General features: G+C 30.5%; 12 protein-coding genes. 2 read left to right on the top strand and 10 right to left on the bottom strand.

Features of this window, described 5'->3' with window-relative positions; translation table 11 throughout:
* Positions 1-219: 219 nt before the first annotated feature.
* The 9 genes from sucD to BCHRO640_RS01670 all read right to left on the bottom strand — a co-directional run bounded on the left by sucD (position 220) and on the right by BCHRO640_RS01670 (position 13,413).
* On the bottom strand, positions 220-1,101 hold the full coding sequence (sucD, locus tag BCHRO640_RS01710) for a succinate--CoA ligase subunit alpha (RefSeq protein ID WP_015344597.1): 882 nt from the start codon (positions 1,099-1,101) through the stop codon (positions 220-222).
* On the bottom strand, positions 1,085-2,260 hold the full coding sequence (sucC, locus tag BCHRO640_RS01705) for an ADP-forming succinate--CoA ligase subunit beta (protein ID WP_015344596.1): 1,176 nt from the start codon (positions 2,258-2,260) through the stop codon (positions 1,085-1,087). Before sucC ends, sucD begins: the two co-directional genes overlap by 17 nt.
* Positions 2,261-2,376: 116 nt before the next feature.
* Positions 2,377-3,621: a 2-oxoglutarate dehydrogenase complex dihydrolipoyllysine-residue succinyltransferase gene (gene odhB, locus BCHRO640_RS01700; RefSeq protein ID WP_015344595.1), complete on the bottom strand. Its 1,245-nt coding sequence runs from the start codon at positions 3,619-3,621 to the stop codon at positions 2,377-2,379.
* 21 nt (positions 3,622-3,642) lie between these two features.
* A complete protein-coding gene (locus tag BCHRO640_RS01695) occupies positions 3,643-6,510 on the bottom strand; it encodes a 2-oxoglutarate dehydrogenase E1 component (RefSeq protein WP_015344594.1) in 2,868 nt (955 codons plus the stop codon).
* Between the two features lie 203 nt (positions 6,511-6,713).
* On the bottom strand, positions 6,714-7,460 hold the full coding sequence (locus BCHRO640_RS01690) for a succinate dehydrogenase iron-sulfur subunit (protein WP_011282874.1): 747 nt from the start codon (positions 7,458-7,460) through the stop codon (positions 6,714-6,716).
* 16 nt (positions 7,461-7,476) lie between these two features.
* Positions 7,477-9,255: a succinate dehydrogenase flavoprotein subunit gene (gene sdhA / locus BCHRO640_RS01685; RefSeq protein WP_015344593.1), complete on the bottom strand. Its 1,779-nt coding sequence runs from the start codon at positions 9,253-9,255 to the stop codon at positions 7,477-7,479.
* Positions 9,256-9,603, bottom strand: coding sequence for a succinate dehydrogenase, hydrophobic membrane anchor protein (sdhD, locus tag BCHRO640_RS01680; RefSeq protein WP_015344592.1), 348 nt, complete (start codon positions 9,601-9,603; stop codon positions 9,256-9,258).
* The gene (gene sdhC, locus BCHRO640_RS01675) at positions 9,579-9,986 is read right to left on the bottom strand and encodes a succinate dehydrogenase, cytochrome b556 subunit (protein WP_015344591.1); all 408 of its coding nucleotides are present in this window, start codon (positions 9,984-9,986) and stop codon (positions 9,579-9,581) included. Before sdhC ends, sdhD begins: the two co-directional genes overlap by 25 nt.
* A 1,768-nt stretch (positions 9,987-11,754) precedes the next feature.
* Complete coding sequence (locus BCHRO640_RS01670) at positions 11,755-13,413, bottom strand: phosphoglucomutase (RefSeq protein WP_015344590.1); 1,659 nt, start codon at positions 13,411-13,413, stop codon at positions 11,755-11,757.
* Positions 13,414-13,738: 325 nt separating this feature from the next.
* Here BCHRO640_RS01670 and BCHRO640_RS01665 point away from each other — a divergent pair, with 325 nt between their 5' ends.
* Positions 13,739-14,503 carry an alpha/beta fold hydrolase gene (locus tag BCHRO640_RS01665; RefSeq protein ID WP_015344589.1) on the top strand — a complete coding sequence of 255 codons (765 nt, stop codon included), beginning with the start codon at positions 13,739-13,741 and terminating at the stop codon, positions 14,501-14,503.
* A 219-nt stretch (positions 14,504-14,722) separates the two neighbouring features.
* On the top strand, positions 14,723-15,250 hold the full coding sequence (gene fldA, locus BCHRO640_RS01660) for a flavodoxin FldA (protein ID WP_015344588.1): 528 nt from the start codon (positions 14,723-14,725) through the stop codon (positions 15,248-15,250).
* 157 nt (positions 15,251-15,407) lie between these two features.
* Here fldA and glnS read toward each other — a convergent pair whose 3' ends face one another.
* Positions 15,408-17,066, bottom strand: a complete 1,659-nt coding sequence (gene glnS, locus BCHRO640_RS01655) for a glutamine--tRNA ligase (RefSeq protein WP_015344587.1) — start codon at positions 17,064-17,066, stop codon at positions 15,408-15,410.
* Positions 17,067-17,845: the final 779 nt, after the last annotated feature.

The raw sequence follows: 17,845 nt of genomic DNA, 5'->3' as shown, positions 1-17,845 counted from the left end.
TAACATGTAGTTTTTAAAAAATACATTATAGTAAAATATTACTTAATTTTATCTAAAAAGTGAAATAAGATAAAAGCAAGAAGCGATTACATTATCCATTTGGATATAATAAAGACAATATTAATCATGTCTCATTTACTATTACCACTATATAGGTAATATAGTTACTAATATTATTATTAATGTACATGGCATATGCGTATATTTTATTTACATATATTATGTGTATTGTTGTTTATCAATAGATTTAATAAATTGACCAATGTTAACAAAATTATCTACGATATGTACTCCTGATTTCGATAAAATCTCGTATTTTTCATGAGCAGTACTGCCAATGCCAGAAATAATAGCACCTGCGTGCCCCATACGTTTTCCTTTAGGAGCGGTAGTTCCAGCAATATATGCAATCACTGGTTTCTTAATATATTTACTAATATATTTTGCTGCTTTTTCTTCAGATCTACCTCCTATTTCACCAATCATTACCATTAATGATGTTTGAGGATCTTGTTCAAATAAGGATAACATATCAATAAAATCAGAACCAAGTATCGGGTCACCTCCAATGCCGACGCATGTGGACTGACCCAATCCAAGGTCAGTTGTTTGTTTTACTACTTCATATGTTAAGGTACCTGATCTGGATATAATTCCTACGCAACCTGGGTTATGAATATCACTTGGCATAATTCCAAGTTTACACTGGCCTGGAGTAATGATTCCTGGACAATTTGGTCCAATCATACGTGTGTTATGTTTTTTTAATTGTTGTTTTATTAATAACATATCCAATATTGGAATTCCTTCGGTAATACAAACAATTAATTTAATACCGACATGAATTGATTCTAAAATTGCGTCCTTACAGAAAGGAGCGGGTACATAAATAATAGAAGTCGTCGCACTGGTACTATTTATTGCCTCACCAACAGTGTTAAATATTGGCAATCCAAGATGGGTACTTCCTCCTTTCCCAGGGGAAACTCCGCCTACTATTTTAGTACCATAATTTAATGCTTGTTGAGAATGAAAACTGGCGTGTCTACCAGTAAATCCTTGACAAATTATTTTTGTATCTTTGTTAACTAAAATTGACATTTTTTAAGTTCACCGCAGTTACACTTTGTTGAATTGCATAAATTAAATTATCGGTAACAATAATATTAAGTTTGCTATTAATTAATCGATTAGAACCTAATGTAGAATTATTGCCTTCTAACCGAGCCACAATAGGAATATGTTTTGTGGTATATCTGGACAATGCAGTTATGATACACTCAGCAACTAAATCACAGCATACAATTCCACCAAAAATATTTACAAGTATCGCTTGCACTTTAGTATTTTTTAAAATCATATTAAAAGCTGATATTATGCATTCTTTATTAGCGCCGCCCCCGATGTCTAAAAAATTAGCAGGAATCCCTCCTAATGATTTCATTACATCCATAGTAGCCATTGCTAACCCAGCGCCATTGACCATACAGCCAATATTTCCCTCCAAGGGAATATAATTGATAAAATTCAGCATATCGATTGGTTTATTTATAGCGCATATATTTAACAATTCTGATTGTCTAAATATGGCATTACGATCTACAATCATTTTGGCATCTAAACAATAAAAACAATCATCATCAGTAATAGCTAATGGATTAATTTCAATTAACGTTAGGTCATGTTCCAGCAGCATACGTGTTATGCTAACAATAATTCTGGAAAATTGATTTATTTTGGCTCCAGATAAGCCTAATTTACATGCTAATACCCGTCCTTGATACGGATATATTCCTACTGAAGGATTTATGACAATTTTGTGAATAAAATTGGGTGTTTTTTGTTCTGTAATTTCAATGTTCATACCACCTTGCGTAGAAGCCATACATATTATTTGGGATTCATCTCTATCAATTAATATGCTTAAATAAAATTCTTGAACAATTTTTACAGCTGGTTCTATTAAAATAGAAGTCACTATTTCCCCGGTATCGGTAGTTTGATATGTTATCAATCTATTACCAAGCCATTTATTAGCAAAAGATAATATATTTTTCGTGGAATGTACAACACATACTCCACCTGATTTCCCGCGCCCTCCTGCTCGCACTTGACATTTTACTACCCATGGGCCATAACCTATACTATTTGATACAATACAATGCTCTATATCATTTATAGTAGCACATACAAAACCTTTCAAAACAGGTAAATTGTATTTTTCCATTAATTTTTTTGCTTGATATTCATATAAGTTCATAATATGTGATCGTACGTATTGTGATTGCTTAAGATTAAGATAATAATTTAGTTAATATAATGTATTAATTTATTAAAAATATAAGAATATAAAAAGTATTTATATATATTGTGTTATTATATTTCTAAAAACAAGCGTGTTGGGTCTTCTAACAACTCTCTGATGTATACTAGAAATCTTACCGAATCTTTTCCATCTATTAATCTATGATCATATGATAATGCTAAATACATCATAGGTAATATTACTATCTGCCCATCTTGAGCTATGGGTCGGTCCTTTATTGCATGCATACCAAGAATTGCGCTTTGTGGAGGATTAATGATAGGAGTAGACATTAATGATCCAAAAACTCCACCGTTAGTAATGGTAAAATTACCTCCGCTTAATTCTTCAATTGTTAGTTTACCGTCTCTTCCTTTTTCAGCTAAAGATTTTATATTTTTTTCTATGTCAGACATGCTTAATGTATCGATATCTCGTAACACTGGAGTAATTAAACCACGTACTGTAGATACTGCAATACTTATATCAAAATAATGATAATATACAATTTCTTCTCCATCAATGGATGCATTAATTTCAGGAAAATGTCTCAATCCTTCTAAAACTGCTTTTACATAAAAAGACATGATTCCTAATGTAATTCCATAACGTTTTTCAAACAATTCTCCATATTTTTTTCGCAGTTTTATGATGGGTTGCATGTTTACTTCATTAAAAGTAGTTAACATAGCTGTAGTTTTAGTAACAGCTAATAGGCGTTCTGAGATTTTTTTTCGTAATCGATTCATTACAATACGTGTTTCTTTGCGATCGTTTTTTGTATTTTGTATGTGATGATGCGCTACATTTTCATTATTTTGTTGATCAGTATAATGTAATTTTTTTTCGGAATGAATATGTGACTCTATATCTTGACGAGTTAGACGTCCTTTTATTCCACTGCCTTGAATATTTGTTAGCTGTAAATTATGCTCGGTCATTAATTTACGAATAGATGGAGTTAAAATGTTATGATTTTTGTTATCTCGAGTAAGAATATGTTCTTGAGACGCTACTGATGTAATAGATTTTTGATCTTGAAATATTTTTTTTGTATCTTTTTTGGAAACGATATGATCAATATTTAGACGGCCTAAAATTTGGCCGGATACTACTGTTGATCCCTCTTGTTCTGAAATTGATTCTAAAATTCCTGTGTTTGGAGCAGGAATTTCTAACATAATTTTGTCTGTTTCTATTTCCAGTAAAATATCATCTTGTTTAACTGTATCTCCTGATTTTTTATGCCAAACAGCAACAGTAGCGTCTGCAACCGATTCTGGTAAATTCGGAACCACAATGTCAATACTACTCATTTTCTATCCTTTTTAAAAAAATTAATTTAGATTTAATGCATCGTCAATTAATTTTTTTTGTTGTTGTTGATGCACTGAAAAATATCCCACTGCAGGTGCAGCAGCATCAGGACGTCCTATATAATTTAACGTAATATTTTTAGATATTATGTTATGAAAACAATGTTGTATGTAATACCAAGCTCCTTGATTTTTAGGTTCTTCTTGACACCAAGTAAAATCTTGTACATTTTCATAAGAAGCTAAAATAACCTGTATATTTGTATAAGGGAAAGGATATAGTTGTTCAATGCGAATAATAGCTATGTTATATTGTTCGTTTTTACGTCGTTGAATTAATAAATCATAATATACCTTTCCAGAGCATATTATCACACGTTTGATTTTATTTGAAACGATATTATCGTCTATTTCATTCAAGACCGTTTTAAATGATCCGTATGCTAAATTTTCTAATGAAGTAGTTACTACGGGATGTCTTAATAGAGACTTTGGCGATATAATAATTAGTGGTTTTTTACAATTCATATCACATGTTGCTTGTTGACGTAATATATGGTACATTTGGTCTGGGGTGGAAGGCACACAAACGTGTATGTTATGTTCAGCGCACAATTGTAAATATCGTTCCATACGAGAAGAAGAATGTTCCGGTCCTTGTCCTTCATATCCATGAGGTAAAAGCATTACTAAACCGCATAATTGGCCCCATTTTTGCTCACTGGAACTAATGAATTGATCGATAACAATTTGCGCTCCATTAGAAAAATCTCCAAATTGTGCTTCCCAAATAATTAGCATATTATTTGCCAAACTGGCGTAGCCATATTCAAATGCTAAAGCTGCTTCTTCGGATAACACTGAATCCCAGATAAAAAGAGATCCTTTTTTATTTTCTTCTGTATTAATAAAGTGCATTAAAGGGATATATTTCGTTCCATTATTTTGATCATGTATTACAGCATGTCTATGAAAAAAAGTTCCTCGAGCAGCGTCTTCTCCAGATAAACGAATAGAAATTCCTTGATCTAATAAAGTAGCGTATGCTAGCATTTCTGCCGCTCCCCAATCAAACAGTCTATTACCTAAAGCCATCTCTATTCTTTCATGATAAATTTTTTTTACTCTAGAGTGCATAGCGATACTTGATGGAATATCACTGATACGATAGGCTAAATTTTTTAAGTATTGGATGTTTATTTTGTTAGAATGTAGAGCGTTTTTATTTTTATGTAAGCTATTTGTATGTAAAGAAGCGCGAATATGTATCGGTTTCCATTTATTCAGAACGCAACATTTTTTTTCCAATGTTTCACGATATGTATTAATCATTTGAGAAATTTCATTTGTATTTATAATTCCATTTTTATTTAAAAAATCAGAGTAAATATTAAGCAATGTTGGATGATTACGAATTTTTTTATACATCAGAGGTTGAGTAACACTTGGTTCATCAGCTTCATTGTGTCCATGTCTGCGATAACATACTAGATCAATTATTACATCACGTTTAAATACACTGCGAAAATTTAATGCGGCGCGAGTAACATAAACGACTGCATCTACATTATCTGCGTTAACATGGAATATAGGGGCTTGTATCATTTTTGCAATGTCTGTACAATGTTGAGTAGAACGAATGTCGTGGATATTTGATGTTGTAAATCCCACTTGATTATTAATAATAATATGTACCGTGCCTCCTACATCATAAGCACGAGTTTTAGACATGTTAAAAGTTTCTTGAACGATGCCCTGAGCGCTAATTGCTGCGTCCCCATGAATTGTAATTGGGAGCACGATATTACATTTTTTTTCATCATGATGAATCGATGCTTTAAGCAACTGATCAATCCGAGCTCGTGTGCATCCCATGACTACTGGGCTAACAATTTCTAAATGAGAAGGATTACACAGTAGAGATAAATGTATGATCTCTCCATTCACTGTAATATCCGAATAAAATCCTTGATGATATTTTACGTCGCCACTACTGCAAGTAGTATGGTGTTTATTAGAAAATTCGTCAAATAAATCTTGAGGATTTTTACCTAAAATATTAATTAATACATTTAGACGACCACGGTGAGCCATACCTAAAAATATTTCTTTAATGTTATGATGACAAACGGAGTAACGTATAATTTCTTTTAGCATAGGGATTAAAACATCACCCCCCTCTAATGAAAATCTTTTAACTCCTGGAAATTTTATTCCTAAATAACGTTCTATTCCTTCTGCTGAAACAATTTCTTCGAGAAATTGTTTTTTCTCTTCACCATGAAACTTAAACATTCCCTCTGTGGATTCAAAGTGATTTTGAATCCACAGTATTATATTTATATCAAGAATATGCATGTACTCAATGCCTATAGGACCACAATAAGTTTTTTTAAGAAATTCATATATTTCTAATAAGGTCATTGATTCTTTGTTTATTCCAAAATGGGTTATATCGAATTTTCTTTGAAGATTTTGTAAAACGAAATTATAACTCTCTAAGTCTAAAAGATAGTTTTTATATTCACTGTTCCGTAACTGTAAAGGATCTAATGCGGCGCATTGGTGTCCATATATTCTGAAAGAATTTATTAATTGTAATATCTGTATATAAGTAATATCACTACAAGTATTAGCTTGTGCATGTGCATGTGCATCACGAGATGCGATGTTGTATTCTACTTTAGAATACGTGTTATTTTTTAAATTATCAGAATATTGATTGTTATAATTGCTTTCAACAGATAATTGTTTAAAAACTTCAATCCAACTAGAATCTATGGAATTGGGATTTTTTAAAAAATCTTTATAAATTTGTTCTATATAAGATTGATTATTTTTTGATAAATAAGAAGAATTTAACCAATTTTTCAGTGTGTCACTATACATTCTAAAATCCTTGTATTTTATTAACATTTATTTTTAAAACACTCGACATCAAGTAATTAGTTTAATACAGTATTTGCTATATTATAAATAATCGGTTCTAATTTTATTAGTTACTATAATTATGCATAGATATATATTTCATTTTATTTAGACTGTTGTTTGTGTATTGTGTTAAATTGTGTTTTATAATTATTATTGTTCTCTTAAATGTTATGTATGCCAATTAAATTTTTTGCTAATATTCGTTTAATATGACCTATAGCCTTGGCTGGATTTAACTTTTTAGGACACACACTAACGCAATTCATAATGTTATGACAACGAAAAATACTAAAAGAATCTTGTAAGAGTTCCAATCGTTCTTGATCGTTAGTATCGCGGCTGTCCATCAAAAAGCGATATAAAGTCAATAATCCAGCAGGGCCAATAAATTTATCTGGATTCCACCAAAAAGAGGGGCAAGCACTAGAACAACATGCACATAAGATGCATTCATACGATCCATCTAACTTAGAACGTTCTTCTGGAGATTGTAAATGTTCGTGAAGAAATTGAGGTTGTTGATTGGAACGCTCATGTATTAAAAATGGTTGTACTCTTTCATATTGAAGAAAGAATTGACTCATATCCACTACTAAATCACGAATTATTGGAAATCCAGATAATGGACGTACTACAATTGCATTTTGATGATTGCTATCATATAATTGCTTCAATGAAGTAATGCATGCCAGATTATTTGTGCCATTGATATTCATTCCATCAGAACCACATACCCCTTCTCTGCAAGAACGCCGAAATGTTAAAGTTGGATCTTGTTCTTTCAATTTAATTAAGGCATCTAATAATGTCATATTTTTTGCATGTAATAAATTAAGTGTATAATTTTTCATGCAGGCATTTTTACTAATTTCAGGATGATAACGGTAAATGGAAAATTTAATTTGCATATTTAAACTCCATTTTTTAATAAACACGAGTTTTCGGAGGAAAAGGAGAACGAAATTTTGGTTGCATATTCACATTACGACGAATCATAATATCATTTTTTGGTAAATATAACGTATGACACAACCAATGTTTATCATCACGCATAGGAAAATCATAACGACTATGGGCTCCTCTGCTTTCGGTTCTAAAAATGGCAGCCATAGCAGTTACATAAGCAGTTTCTAATAAATTATCTAATTCTAAGCATTCAACACGTTGTGTGTTGAATGTATAAGATTTATCTGATAAAACCGCACAGTTTAATCGGTTACGTATTTCTTTTAGTTCTTGTAATCCCTTCAGCATTTTTTGCTCTTCTCTGAAAACAGAGAAATTGTTTTGCATACACGACTGCAAATCTTGGCGTATTGTTACTGGATTTTCTGTTGCACCCGATTTATTATTATTCCAACGAATATAACGAGCTAATGATCGTTCTATATCAGAATCGGTAGGTCCGCGAGCCGGCCATTCTTCTTCTGATAAATACGCTTGTATATATGTTCCTGTAGCATGTCCGAATACGATTAAATCTAATAAAGAATTTCCACCTAGTCGATTAGCCCCGTGTACTGATACACAAGCAGTTTCTCCAACTGCAAATAAACCTGGTACTATCGTATCTGTACCCGCATTGTTTACAGTAATTACTTCTCCGCGTACTGTTGTAGGAATACCACCCATCATATAATGACAGGTAGGAAATACTGGAATTAATTCTTTTACAGGATCTATATAAGAAAAAGTACGCACTAATTCCAAGATACCAGGTAAACGTAATTCTAATAATTCTTTTCCCAAATGATCTATTTTTAATTTAACATGAGGGCCGCATGTACCTGAATAACCTCGACCTTCTTGAATTTCCAACATAATTGCTCGAGCTACCACATCACGTCCGGCTAAATCTTTTACATTAGGAGCATAACGCTCCATAAATCTTTCTCCTGCAATATTTAAAAGATATCCTCCTTCACCACGACATCCTTCACTTACTAAGATCCCGACACCAGCTATTCCAGTGGGATGAAATTGCCACATTTCCATATCTTGAGCAGGAATACCTGCTCTCAACACCATGCCAATTCCATCCCCTGTGTTGATATGGGCATTGGTGGTAGATTGATAAATACGCCCTCCTCCTCCAGTCGCAAGTACTGTAGCACGTGCTTTAAAATATGCTAATTCTCCTGTTTCAATAGAAAAAGCAACACAACCAAGTATTCTTCCATCTTGATTTTTTACTAAATCTAATGCGTACCATTCTGAAAATATGGTCGTTTTGTTCTTCAAGTTTTGTTGATACAATGTATGTAATAGCGCATGTCCGGTACGATCAGCAGCTGCAGCAGTACGTGCTGCTTGTTTTTTTCCATAATATAAAGTTTGTCCTCCAAATGGACGTTGGTAAATACGACCATTTTTTAGTCTAGAAAATGGTAACCCCATATGTTCTAACTCCAGAACTGCTTTAGGTCCTGTTTTACACATATATTCAATAGCATTTTGGTCTCCTATGTAATCAGATCCTTTTACAGTATCATACATGTGCCACTGCCAATCATCTTCGTGATTATTACCGAGAGCAACCGTAATTCCTCCTTGAGCAGATACTGTATGTGAACGTGTAGGAAAGACTTTAGATATTAAGGCACAAGAAAATCCCATTTTAGAAACTTGTAATGCAACGCGCATACCCGCGCCGCCAGCTCCTATAACAATAGAAAAAAATTCTTTAACTGGTATCTGATGCATCTATACACTCCAAATAATAATCATCCCAAAAAATAAGTATGCGAACAATATAGAACCGGTTATCCACGCTCCCAACTGCCTTAGCACAGGTAATGTTATATAGTCTTCTAGTATGTGGCGCATACCAATCCAAGCATGACTTAGGGCAGATAATAAACCCATGATACTAAATATTTTAGTGGTGTTTTTGCTAAAAAAATCGTACCATTTATCATAAGATAAGTTGTTAGCTGAAATAATGAAAATAGAAATATACACGATGTATAGCAACATCCAGACGGCTGAAATTCGTACTAGCAACCATTCGTACACTCCGTGATATTTCAAGATTGATTTGATGGATACCATATTAAAATTCCAATGAAAATAGATAACAAAATGGTTAATACAAATACAACTTTTGCGCTAATTTTTCCTATTAGTAACGTTTGATTTAAGCACCCAAAATCCATTAATATTTGACGGATACCAGCAATTATATGATAACTTAGTAAGATCGTAACTGTCCAAAATACAAACTGAAAAATGTAATGATTCATTAATAGAAACCGATGAATTTTGCAAAATTCATTATTAGAAGATAAAGATAATTTTAATATCCAAAGAATTGGACCAATTGTTATGAATAACAGAATTCCGGAGATTCTGTGTAAAATAGAAGTAATAGCAGTAATGGGAAATCGTATAGTTCTGATATTTAAATACATTGGTCTTTGGTTTTTTTTGATCATATAAACGCTCTTAAATATATCACGGTAAAACATATGTTTGCACGCGACTCACGATACATCCTTAAAACATCATAAAAAAGATAATATATGATATAAAGACGGATTACTATTATGGTTTTATTCTATAAATACAATTATTTCAAATATATACACATATATTATCTTTTGTTTTGATACCTCTAAATTACTTTAATCGATTCAGTATTATAACAAATGATTAGATTAGCATAATATCACATCCTGTATATTATTAACAATTTAATAATATTAAAAAATTTAGAATTGAACTCAGTTTTTAATTTTCAAAAAGGGTATATATACAATAATGAAATGAGGTAGATTGTAAATTTGTTTTTATCCTGATCAAAAAAAAGATAATTACAAAAATAATGGAATTTAAATTTGACAACACTTTACTCAAATATTGAGTGTTAGTGTTTAATATCTTTTATGGTACCCTAAAGTTGAACAATGAATATACTAAATATTTATTAGTTGCATTAGATATTATTATTCTGAAAGATAGTGTCGATAATTACCATGCTATCAAACGATAGTAGCATTTAGATAATAAGAACGCTGTATTTCAACAATTATTTTTATTGCGAAAATTATACTGCTTTAATTACACTGCTTTAGTCTTATTAAAGACTGATCCGTTTTATTTAATACAAGATAAATAAGTAAGAAAGTGTGGATATGTTATTTGTAATGCTGATATTATATGTTATTTTTTTTTGGATCTAAAAACTCATTTTTTACAATAAAATAATTGTTGAAATAACAGCATTCCATTGCGTCAATAGTATTGATGTTTTTACTTTTAAATAATGTGCTGTGTTTCAAAATAAAAATATTAAAATACAAAATAAGTTGTTTTTTGTATCGAGTTTAGTATGTATGGTCTTTGGTTTTTATGAATGCATTATTTATACAATTAATTTTAACGTTAGCAACGAGTCTATATTCTATATCTAAATATGTTTTAACGTAATTATAAAGGGATTACTATGTAATTTTATAAAATATATACTTGATTCTTCGGGTAATGATTTAGATCATATATGTGATCATTTCAACAACCCCCCCCAAAAAAATCTATTTATATATGAAAAATATTATTGATATATACATATATGAATATCTAAAAATAGCAATAACCTATACCTATACTATCATAGGTGATGATAAATTGGATAGTCGCATACTCAAATTATGTGTTCATGTTATTTGCGCATCAAATGTATCGAAGATAATAGCCAAATCATATATTTAATATAAAATCATTTAAATAACTATTATATTACAACGCATTCTTCAGATGATTTGTATTATACTGAATACAGTATTGGTTTAAAAAGCAAAGATTTATCTAAGAATTATTTCAAAAAATATGATGTCGAATGCTTATATTTATAGCGACTTATTTTATAATAAGGAATTATAAACATAAAAAATATATTTATTTTTATGAAAATATGCATTAATATTAATAATATTTAATGATATAGTAATTCATGACGTTGATGGTAATTGTATGTGTTTATATTTTTGTGCAAAAATAATGAACATAAATTTTGCCTTACAATCCTAAGTGTTCATAATAATAACGTGCATTGCATATATTCTATTATATATGCAGATATAATTTTTTATTTGTATCTATCTTGTATCCTTGTTATAAGGTCTTGTTAAATAACAATAAAGATTAATAATCTGTAATTATTCAATACTATTGCATTCAATTTATTATCGTGTGTCTTTTACATTAAGATTGATTGATGATAGTATCGATGATACTTATTATTTCTTTTTCAATCTTTTCTCTATGAGAAACACTTAAAAAGCTTTCGCAATAAATTTTGTACACTGATTCAGTGCCTGATAATCGACACGCCACCCAACCATTGTGAGTGATGATTTTTACACCATCCATAGATATTTGATTTTTTAATGAACTCATATTTATGATTTTAGTAATAGGATCATCTGCTAATTCTGTCATATTAATCTGATTAAATAATGTGTTAGAGATAATGGATTTTTGTGTGTAATTAATAGGTAATTGAATACGATTATAATTAGATATACCAAAATTTTGAACCAATTGATCATAATACTTTTGTAAAGATTTATTACTAATAGCAATCATTTCAGCCGCTAATAGACACATAATTAGCCCATCTTTATCAGTAGACCATGGAGAGCAATAAAAATCTAAGAAAGATGCTCCTGCGCTTTCCTCGCCTACAAAACCGAATAAGCTATTAAATAATCCTTGTACAAACCATTTAAAACCTACTGGTACTTCTATCAATTGACGAGAGAGATCGTACGCTACGTGATTCATCATAATACTAGATACATAAGTTTTTCCTATGAATAGTGAACGATTACGCCACAATGGACGATTGTTAAAAAGGTAATGCGCTGCAATAATAAGATAATGATTAGGTTTTATTAAACCAATAGGAGTAATAATTCCATGTCTATCACAATCTGGGTCATTAACTAAAAGCAAATCAAAATTATCATGTAACTTTAATACTCCAGCCATTGCGAATTCAGAAGAGCAATCTAATCGAATACAGCCATCATAATCAAGATGTATAAAACCAAAAGTTTTATCAATTTTTTCACTGATTAAATTTAAATCTAATTGATAAAATTGAGCAATGTTTTGCCAATAATCTATACTTGATCCACTTAAGGGATGTACTCCCAGTTTCAAACCAGATGTTTTTATGGCTTGCATATCAATTATTGTAGATAGTTTTTTTACGTAATTTTGAATAAAATCTTGTGTGTGTATATAACCGCTTTTCCAAGCATTTTTCAACGTCATACGGCGTACGTGTTGTAGATTATTCACTAAAAATTTATTAGCGATTTGTTCAATTGTGCGAGTTATATTAGTAGGAGCTGGTCCTCCATATATTGAATTATATTTTATACCACCATCTTCAGGTGGATTATGGGAAGATGTAAGGATGATACCATCAGCTTTTTTTGAATGATTATTATGATGATTTTTATTATATTGAGTGATAGCATGAGAAATAACAGGGGTTGGAGTATAACCATTATTTTTTTGAACAATAACATCGACGAAATTAGCCGCTAATACTTCAAGTACAGACATAAATGCTGGTTCAGAAAGAGCGTGCGTATCTTTTCCAATGTAACATGGCCCAGATATACCTTGTTGTGCGCGTACTTGTACAATCGATTGACTAATTGCTAATACGTGTGCTTCATTAAAACTGTATCTCTGAGAACTACCACGATGACCTGAAGTACCAAATACAACATTATGAGCGCCATTACTTGGATCGGGAGATAAAGTATAATATTGTGTTATTAATCGAGATGTATTAATAACTTCATTATGTGACGCTAGTTGTCCAGAATGGATATAATTCTTCATTCGAAAATCCCCTAAATTGATTATTTTATGAAATTTTAAAAATATTATGATATCATTTTCGTAGAGTCTATCAGGGTATTGAATTTGTGGTCTTTAATATATAAAGAAATATTAGAACATCTTTTTGATGACCACATTAGATTTAATTTTCGAAAATGCTGATAATTCATAAGTATGCATTAGCAATGTTTAAAGATTACACGGCAATAATAGCTATGTTTATTAAGTAGATAATCTAATGTACAACCTAATAAATACATAAAAATATTGTTTAGATCGTGATAAACAATATCTCAGTGTTATACTTAATAAGTAATTATATTATATGCAACTTAATTATCGATTACGAATTCTTAAAACTGTATACCACAGAACGCCAGTCATAATACTCCATGGACTTTTCGGGGATCTTAGTAATCTTGGGATTATTGTAAAAAGCATAGCTCGATATTGTTCTGTCGTACAAGTTGACTTACGTAATCATGGTCGTTCTCCTCATGAACGATCTATGAATTATTTGGTAATGGCACAAGATATCTTAGATTTGCTAGATCATTTGTTAATAAACAAATGCATAGTTATTGGTCATTCAATGGGCGGTAAAGTTGCTATGACATTATGTATGTTGGCCCCCCAACGTATAAGCAAAATCGTGGTTATTGATATAGCTCCAATAAAATATAATGTACATAATCATGATAATATTTTTCATGCAATTGAACGCGTTAATATATCTGGAGTAAAAAATAGAAACGAAGCTGCACATCTTATGCGGCAGTGTTGTATCGACCAAACATTAATATTGTTTTTACTAAAATCTTTTCATCAAGGATCTTGGGTTTTTAATTTTTCGTCTATTAGAAATAATTATATTCATATCAGTGATTGGAACACATACCACACTTGGTGGGGTCCAGCATTGTTTATGAGGGGCGCATTATCTTCATATTTTGATGATCGTTATTTGCACGATGTTTACCATCAATTTCCCCAGGCGCACATTTGCATGATACCTAATGCAGGGCATTGGGTGCATTGGGATAATGCTGTATATGTATTAAGTAGGATTAATGAATTTATTATCCATTAATTTTTAAATATATATCTTATTTGGTATTTTTGTAAAAATTTATGTAATCGTAAACAAATAATGTTAATGATTAATTAAAATTGATTAGCCATCATAATACATGGTATTATGAACATTGTGGTTGCGTTGCCATTTTGATGTGATCTTGCGAAGATGGATGCATTTTGATCGATAATAAAAATATAATTTATGTTATGTAACATAAAGGATTGGAATACTATGAAAGCAGCGTTAGTAGGTATTTTTTTTAGTAGTGATACAGGTAATACTGAAAAACTTGCTAAAATGATTCGAGCACAGTTAGGAAAGGATATCGCAGATGTTTTTGATATAGCTATGAGCTCTAAAGAAGATATAGAAAATTATGATAATTTATTATTTGGCATTCCTACTTGGTATTATGGAGAACCCCAATGTGATTGGGATATTTTTTTACCTGTACTAAGAAATATTGATTTTTCTGGAAAAAAAGTAGCAATTTTTGGATGTGGAGATCAAGAAGATTATTCAGAATATTTTTGTGATGCAATGAGCATTTTATACGATATTACTTTGAAAAACGGAGCTGTTGTTACAGGATTATGGCCTGCGTCTGGTTATCATTTCGACACTTCAAAAAGTTTAATTGATACGAATAATTTTGTGGGATTAGCTATTGATGAAGATCGCCAACCTGAAATGACCGAGATTCGTGTACAACATTGGGTGAATCAAATTCGGAATGAGATGAATATTAACAACAAATAAAATTATTATATTTGGTACTATTATACTATTAGGATTAATACAAACTACGTCTGAGCATCATGTATCAATGCACTATTTTTATGTTTGCGGTATAATGGTTAATCAATAGAAAGATTAACTAGATATAATTGTGTAACAATTTGAGTGTATTTCTTTACTAATTTTTAGATTCTTTTAAGGTTACGGTTCTGTTAAATACTAGGTAAGATTTTTTAGAATAATGATGGTCTAGAATAAAATATCCTTCTCGTTCGATTTGATATGGACCAGAGCTATAAGAGTGAATTATATTTTCTTCAACAACTCCTTGAGCAATTATTAAAGAATTAGGATTGATATTGGCAATCAAGTTGCTTGCAACAGCAGGATTGGGGTGAATAAATAATTTATCATATAGACGAAATTCAGCGGATATGTTTCTTGTTGCTGATACCCAATGAATTACTCCAGTAATTTTTCTGCCATCTACTGGGTTTTTATGTAAAGTAAATGGATCGTAACTACAGTAAATACAAATGATATTCCCATTTTTATCTTTTTTGACACCCTCTGCTTTTATGACATAAGCGTATCTTAATCGTATCTCCTGCCCCAAAGTTAATTTATAACATTCATTGTTATTTAATATTTCGCAAAAATCAAAACGATCAATAAAAATTTCTTGACTAAAAATGACATGACGCACCCCCATATCAGAGTTATTAGGATGATTTGGCATTTCTATTTTTTCTTCATATCCTACAGGTAAATTATTAATAATAATTTTCATTGGATTGATTACTGCCATAAGTCGTGGAGCATGTTTGTTTAAATCTGTACGAATACATGATTCTAAAAGTGATAATTCTATTTGACTTTCTTGTTTACTGATGCCGATACGATGACAAAATTCGCGAATTGATCTGGCTGTATATCCTCTGCGTCGTAATCCAGAAATAGTAGGCATTCGAGGGTCATCCCATCCATCAACTATGTTTTTTGTAACTAATATATTAAGTTTACGTTTAGATGTGATTATATATTTTAAGTTAAGTCGAGAAAATTCATATTGAGCGGGGTGTGTATTTATATCAATATTATTTAATATCCAATTATATAGAATGCGATTCTCTTGGAATTCTAAAGTACATAAAGAATGAGTAATACCTTCTATTGCATCTGAAATACAATGACTAAAATCGTATGTTGGATAAATACACCAATTTTTTCCAATGCGATGATGTGGAGTGTATTTAATACGATATAATACCGGATCTCGCATCACCATAGAAGGAGAGGCCATATTAATTTTAGCACGTAAACAGGCCTTACCTTCTAGAAAATCCCCATTTCGCATTTTAGAAAAATAAATTAAATTTTCTTTAATACTACGAGATCGGTATGGGCTATTTTTACCAGAACGTGTTAATGTTCCCCGGTATTTTTTAATTTCATCTATGGATAATTCGTCTACATATGCTAGACCCTTTTTAATTAATTTGATAGCATAATCATACAATTCTTCAATATAATCGGATGAATAATGTACATCTCCGTGCCACATAAATCCAAGCCATTGAATATCATATTTTATACCTTCAACATATTCTTTGTGTTCTTTTTCTGGATTGGTATCATCAAGTCGTAAATTGCATTGACCATGATAATATTGAGCAATACCAAAATTGAGGCAAATAGCTTTAGCATGTCCGATATGTAAATATCCATTAGGTTCTGGAGGAAATCGTGTGCGCACATTAGTATGTTTCTTGGATTTCAAATCTTTATCAATAATATGGTTAATAAAATTAGGTCGATAATTCATAAGAATTTTCATTCTTTTATCCTTTTCTAAATATATACCATCATTGCTAATCCGTAGATAACATATCTTCATTGATTTAAATAATGATATCGAATTAAGATTATTACATAAAAATATAAAAATTTTTAAAAAATATCATTCTATATGACAATAATAATATGCACATACATAATATATTGACAAGTTCATTAATTAAAATTTGAAAATATTTAACAGCGTTATAATTATTATCTTAAATCTAAATATATTCCTAGAATAGCTACAATACAAATCAAATAATAATAGATTCTGTTTTTATAATTAAGATGTCATATTTTACGTATCCAAGCCAATATAGATTGATATCTATATATTTTCGTGAAGACATTATGGTCCTTGCAATTATTTTTTTAGATCAATAAGTAGGTAATTATGTAGATCTGCATTGTTACTCAAATTGAGAATAATATAAACGTTACTTTGTTGTTGTAAATTTTAATACTTCTGTATAGAATATATTTGTGTTAACTTTATTATGAGAAAGATAACGTTTTTTTAAAATAAATTAATCGTAAATCTTTATTTAAAGACGGTTGTAATGCGCAGGAATATGTAATTTTTTAATAAGTATACAGGAATGGTTACATAATGGAGATAAACGCATGTATTTAAGTATTGTGACAATTGTGCAAATGATCATATGTTGATATACATAATTGTTCGACAATTACTGGAGCACGTAAGGAACGAATTATCTCATGAGGTAAGTTTATTTCTATAATTTATTATCAGTATAGTACTGTGCTAATAAA

Source organism: Candidatus Blochmanniella chromaiodes str. 640 (assembly GCF_000331065.1).
In the GTDB taxonomy this organism is placed as follows: Bacteria; Pseudomonadota; Gammaproteobacteria; order Enterobacterales; family Enterobacteriaceae; genus Blochmanniella; species Blochmanniella pennsylvanica.
The sequence above is the reverse complement of the archived record's forward strand: the minus strand, read 5'-3'. Positions and strand labels throughout refer to the sequence as shown.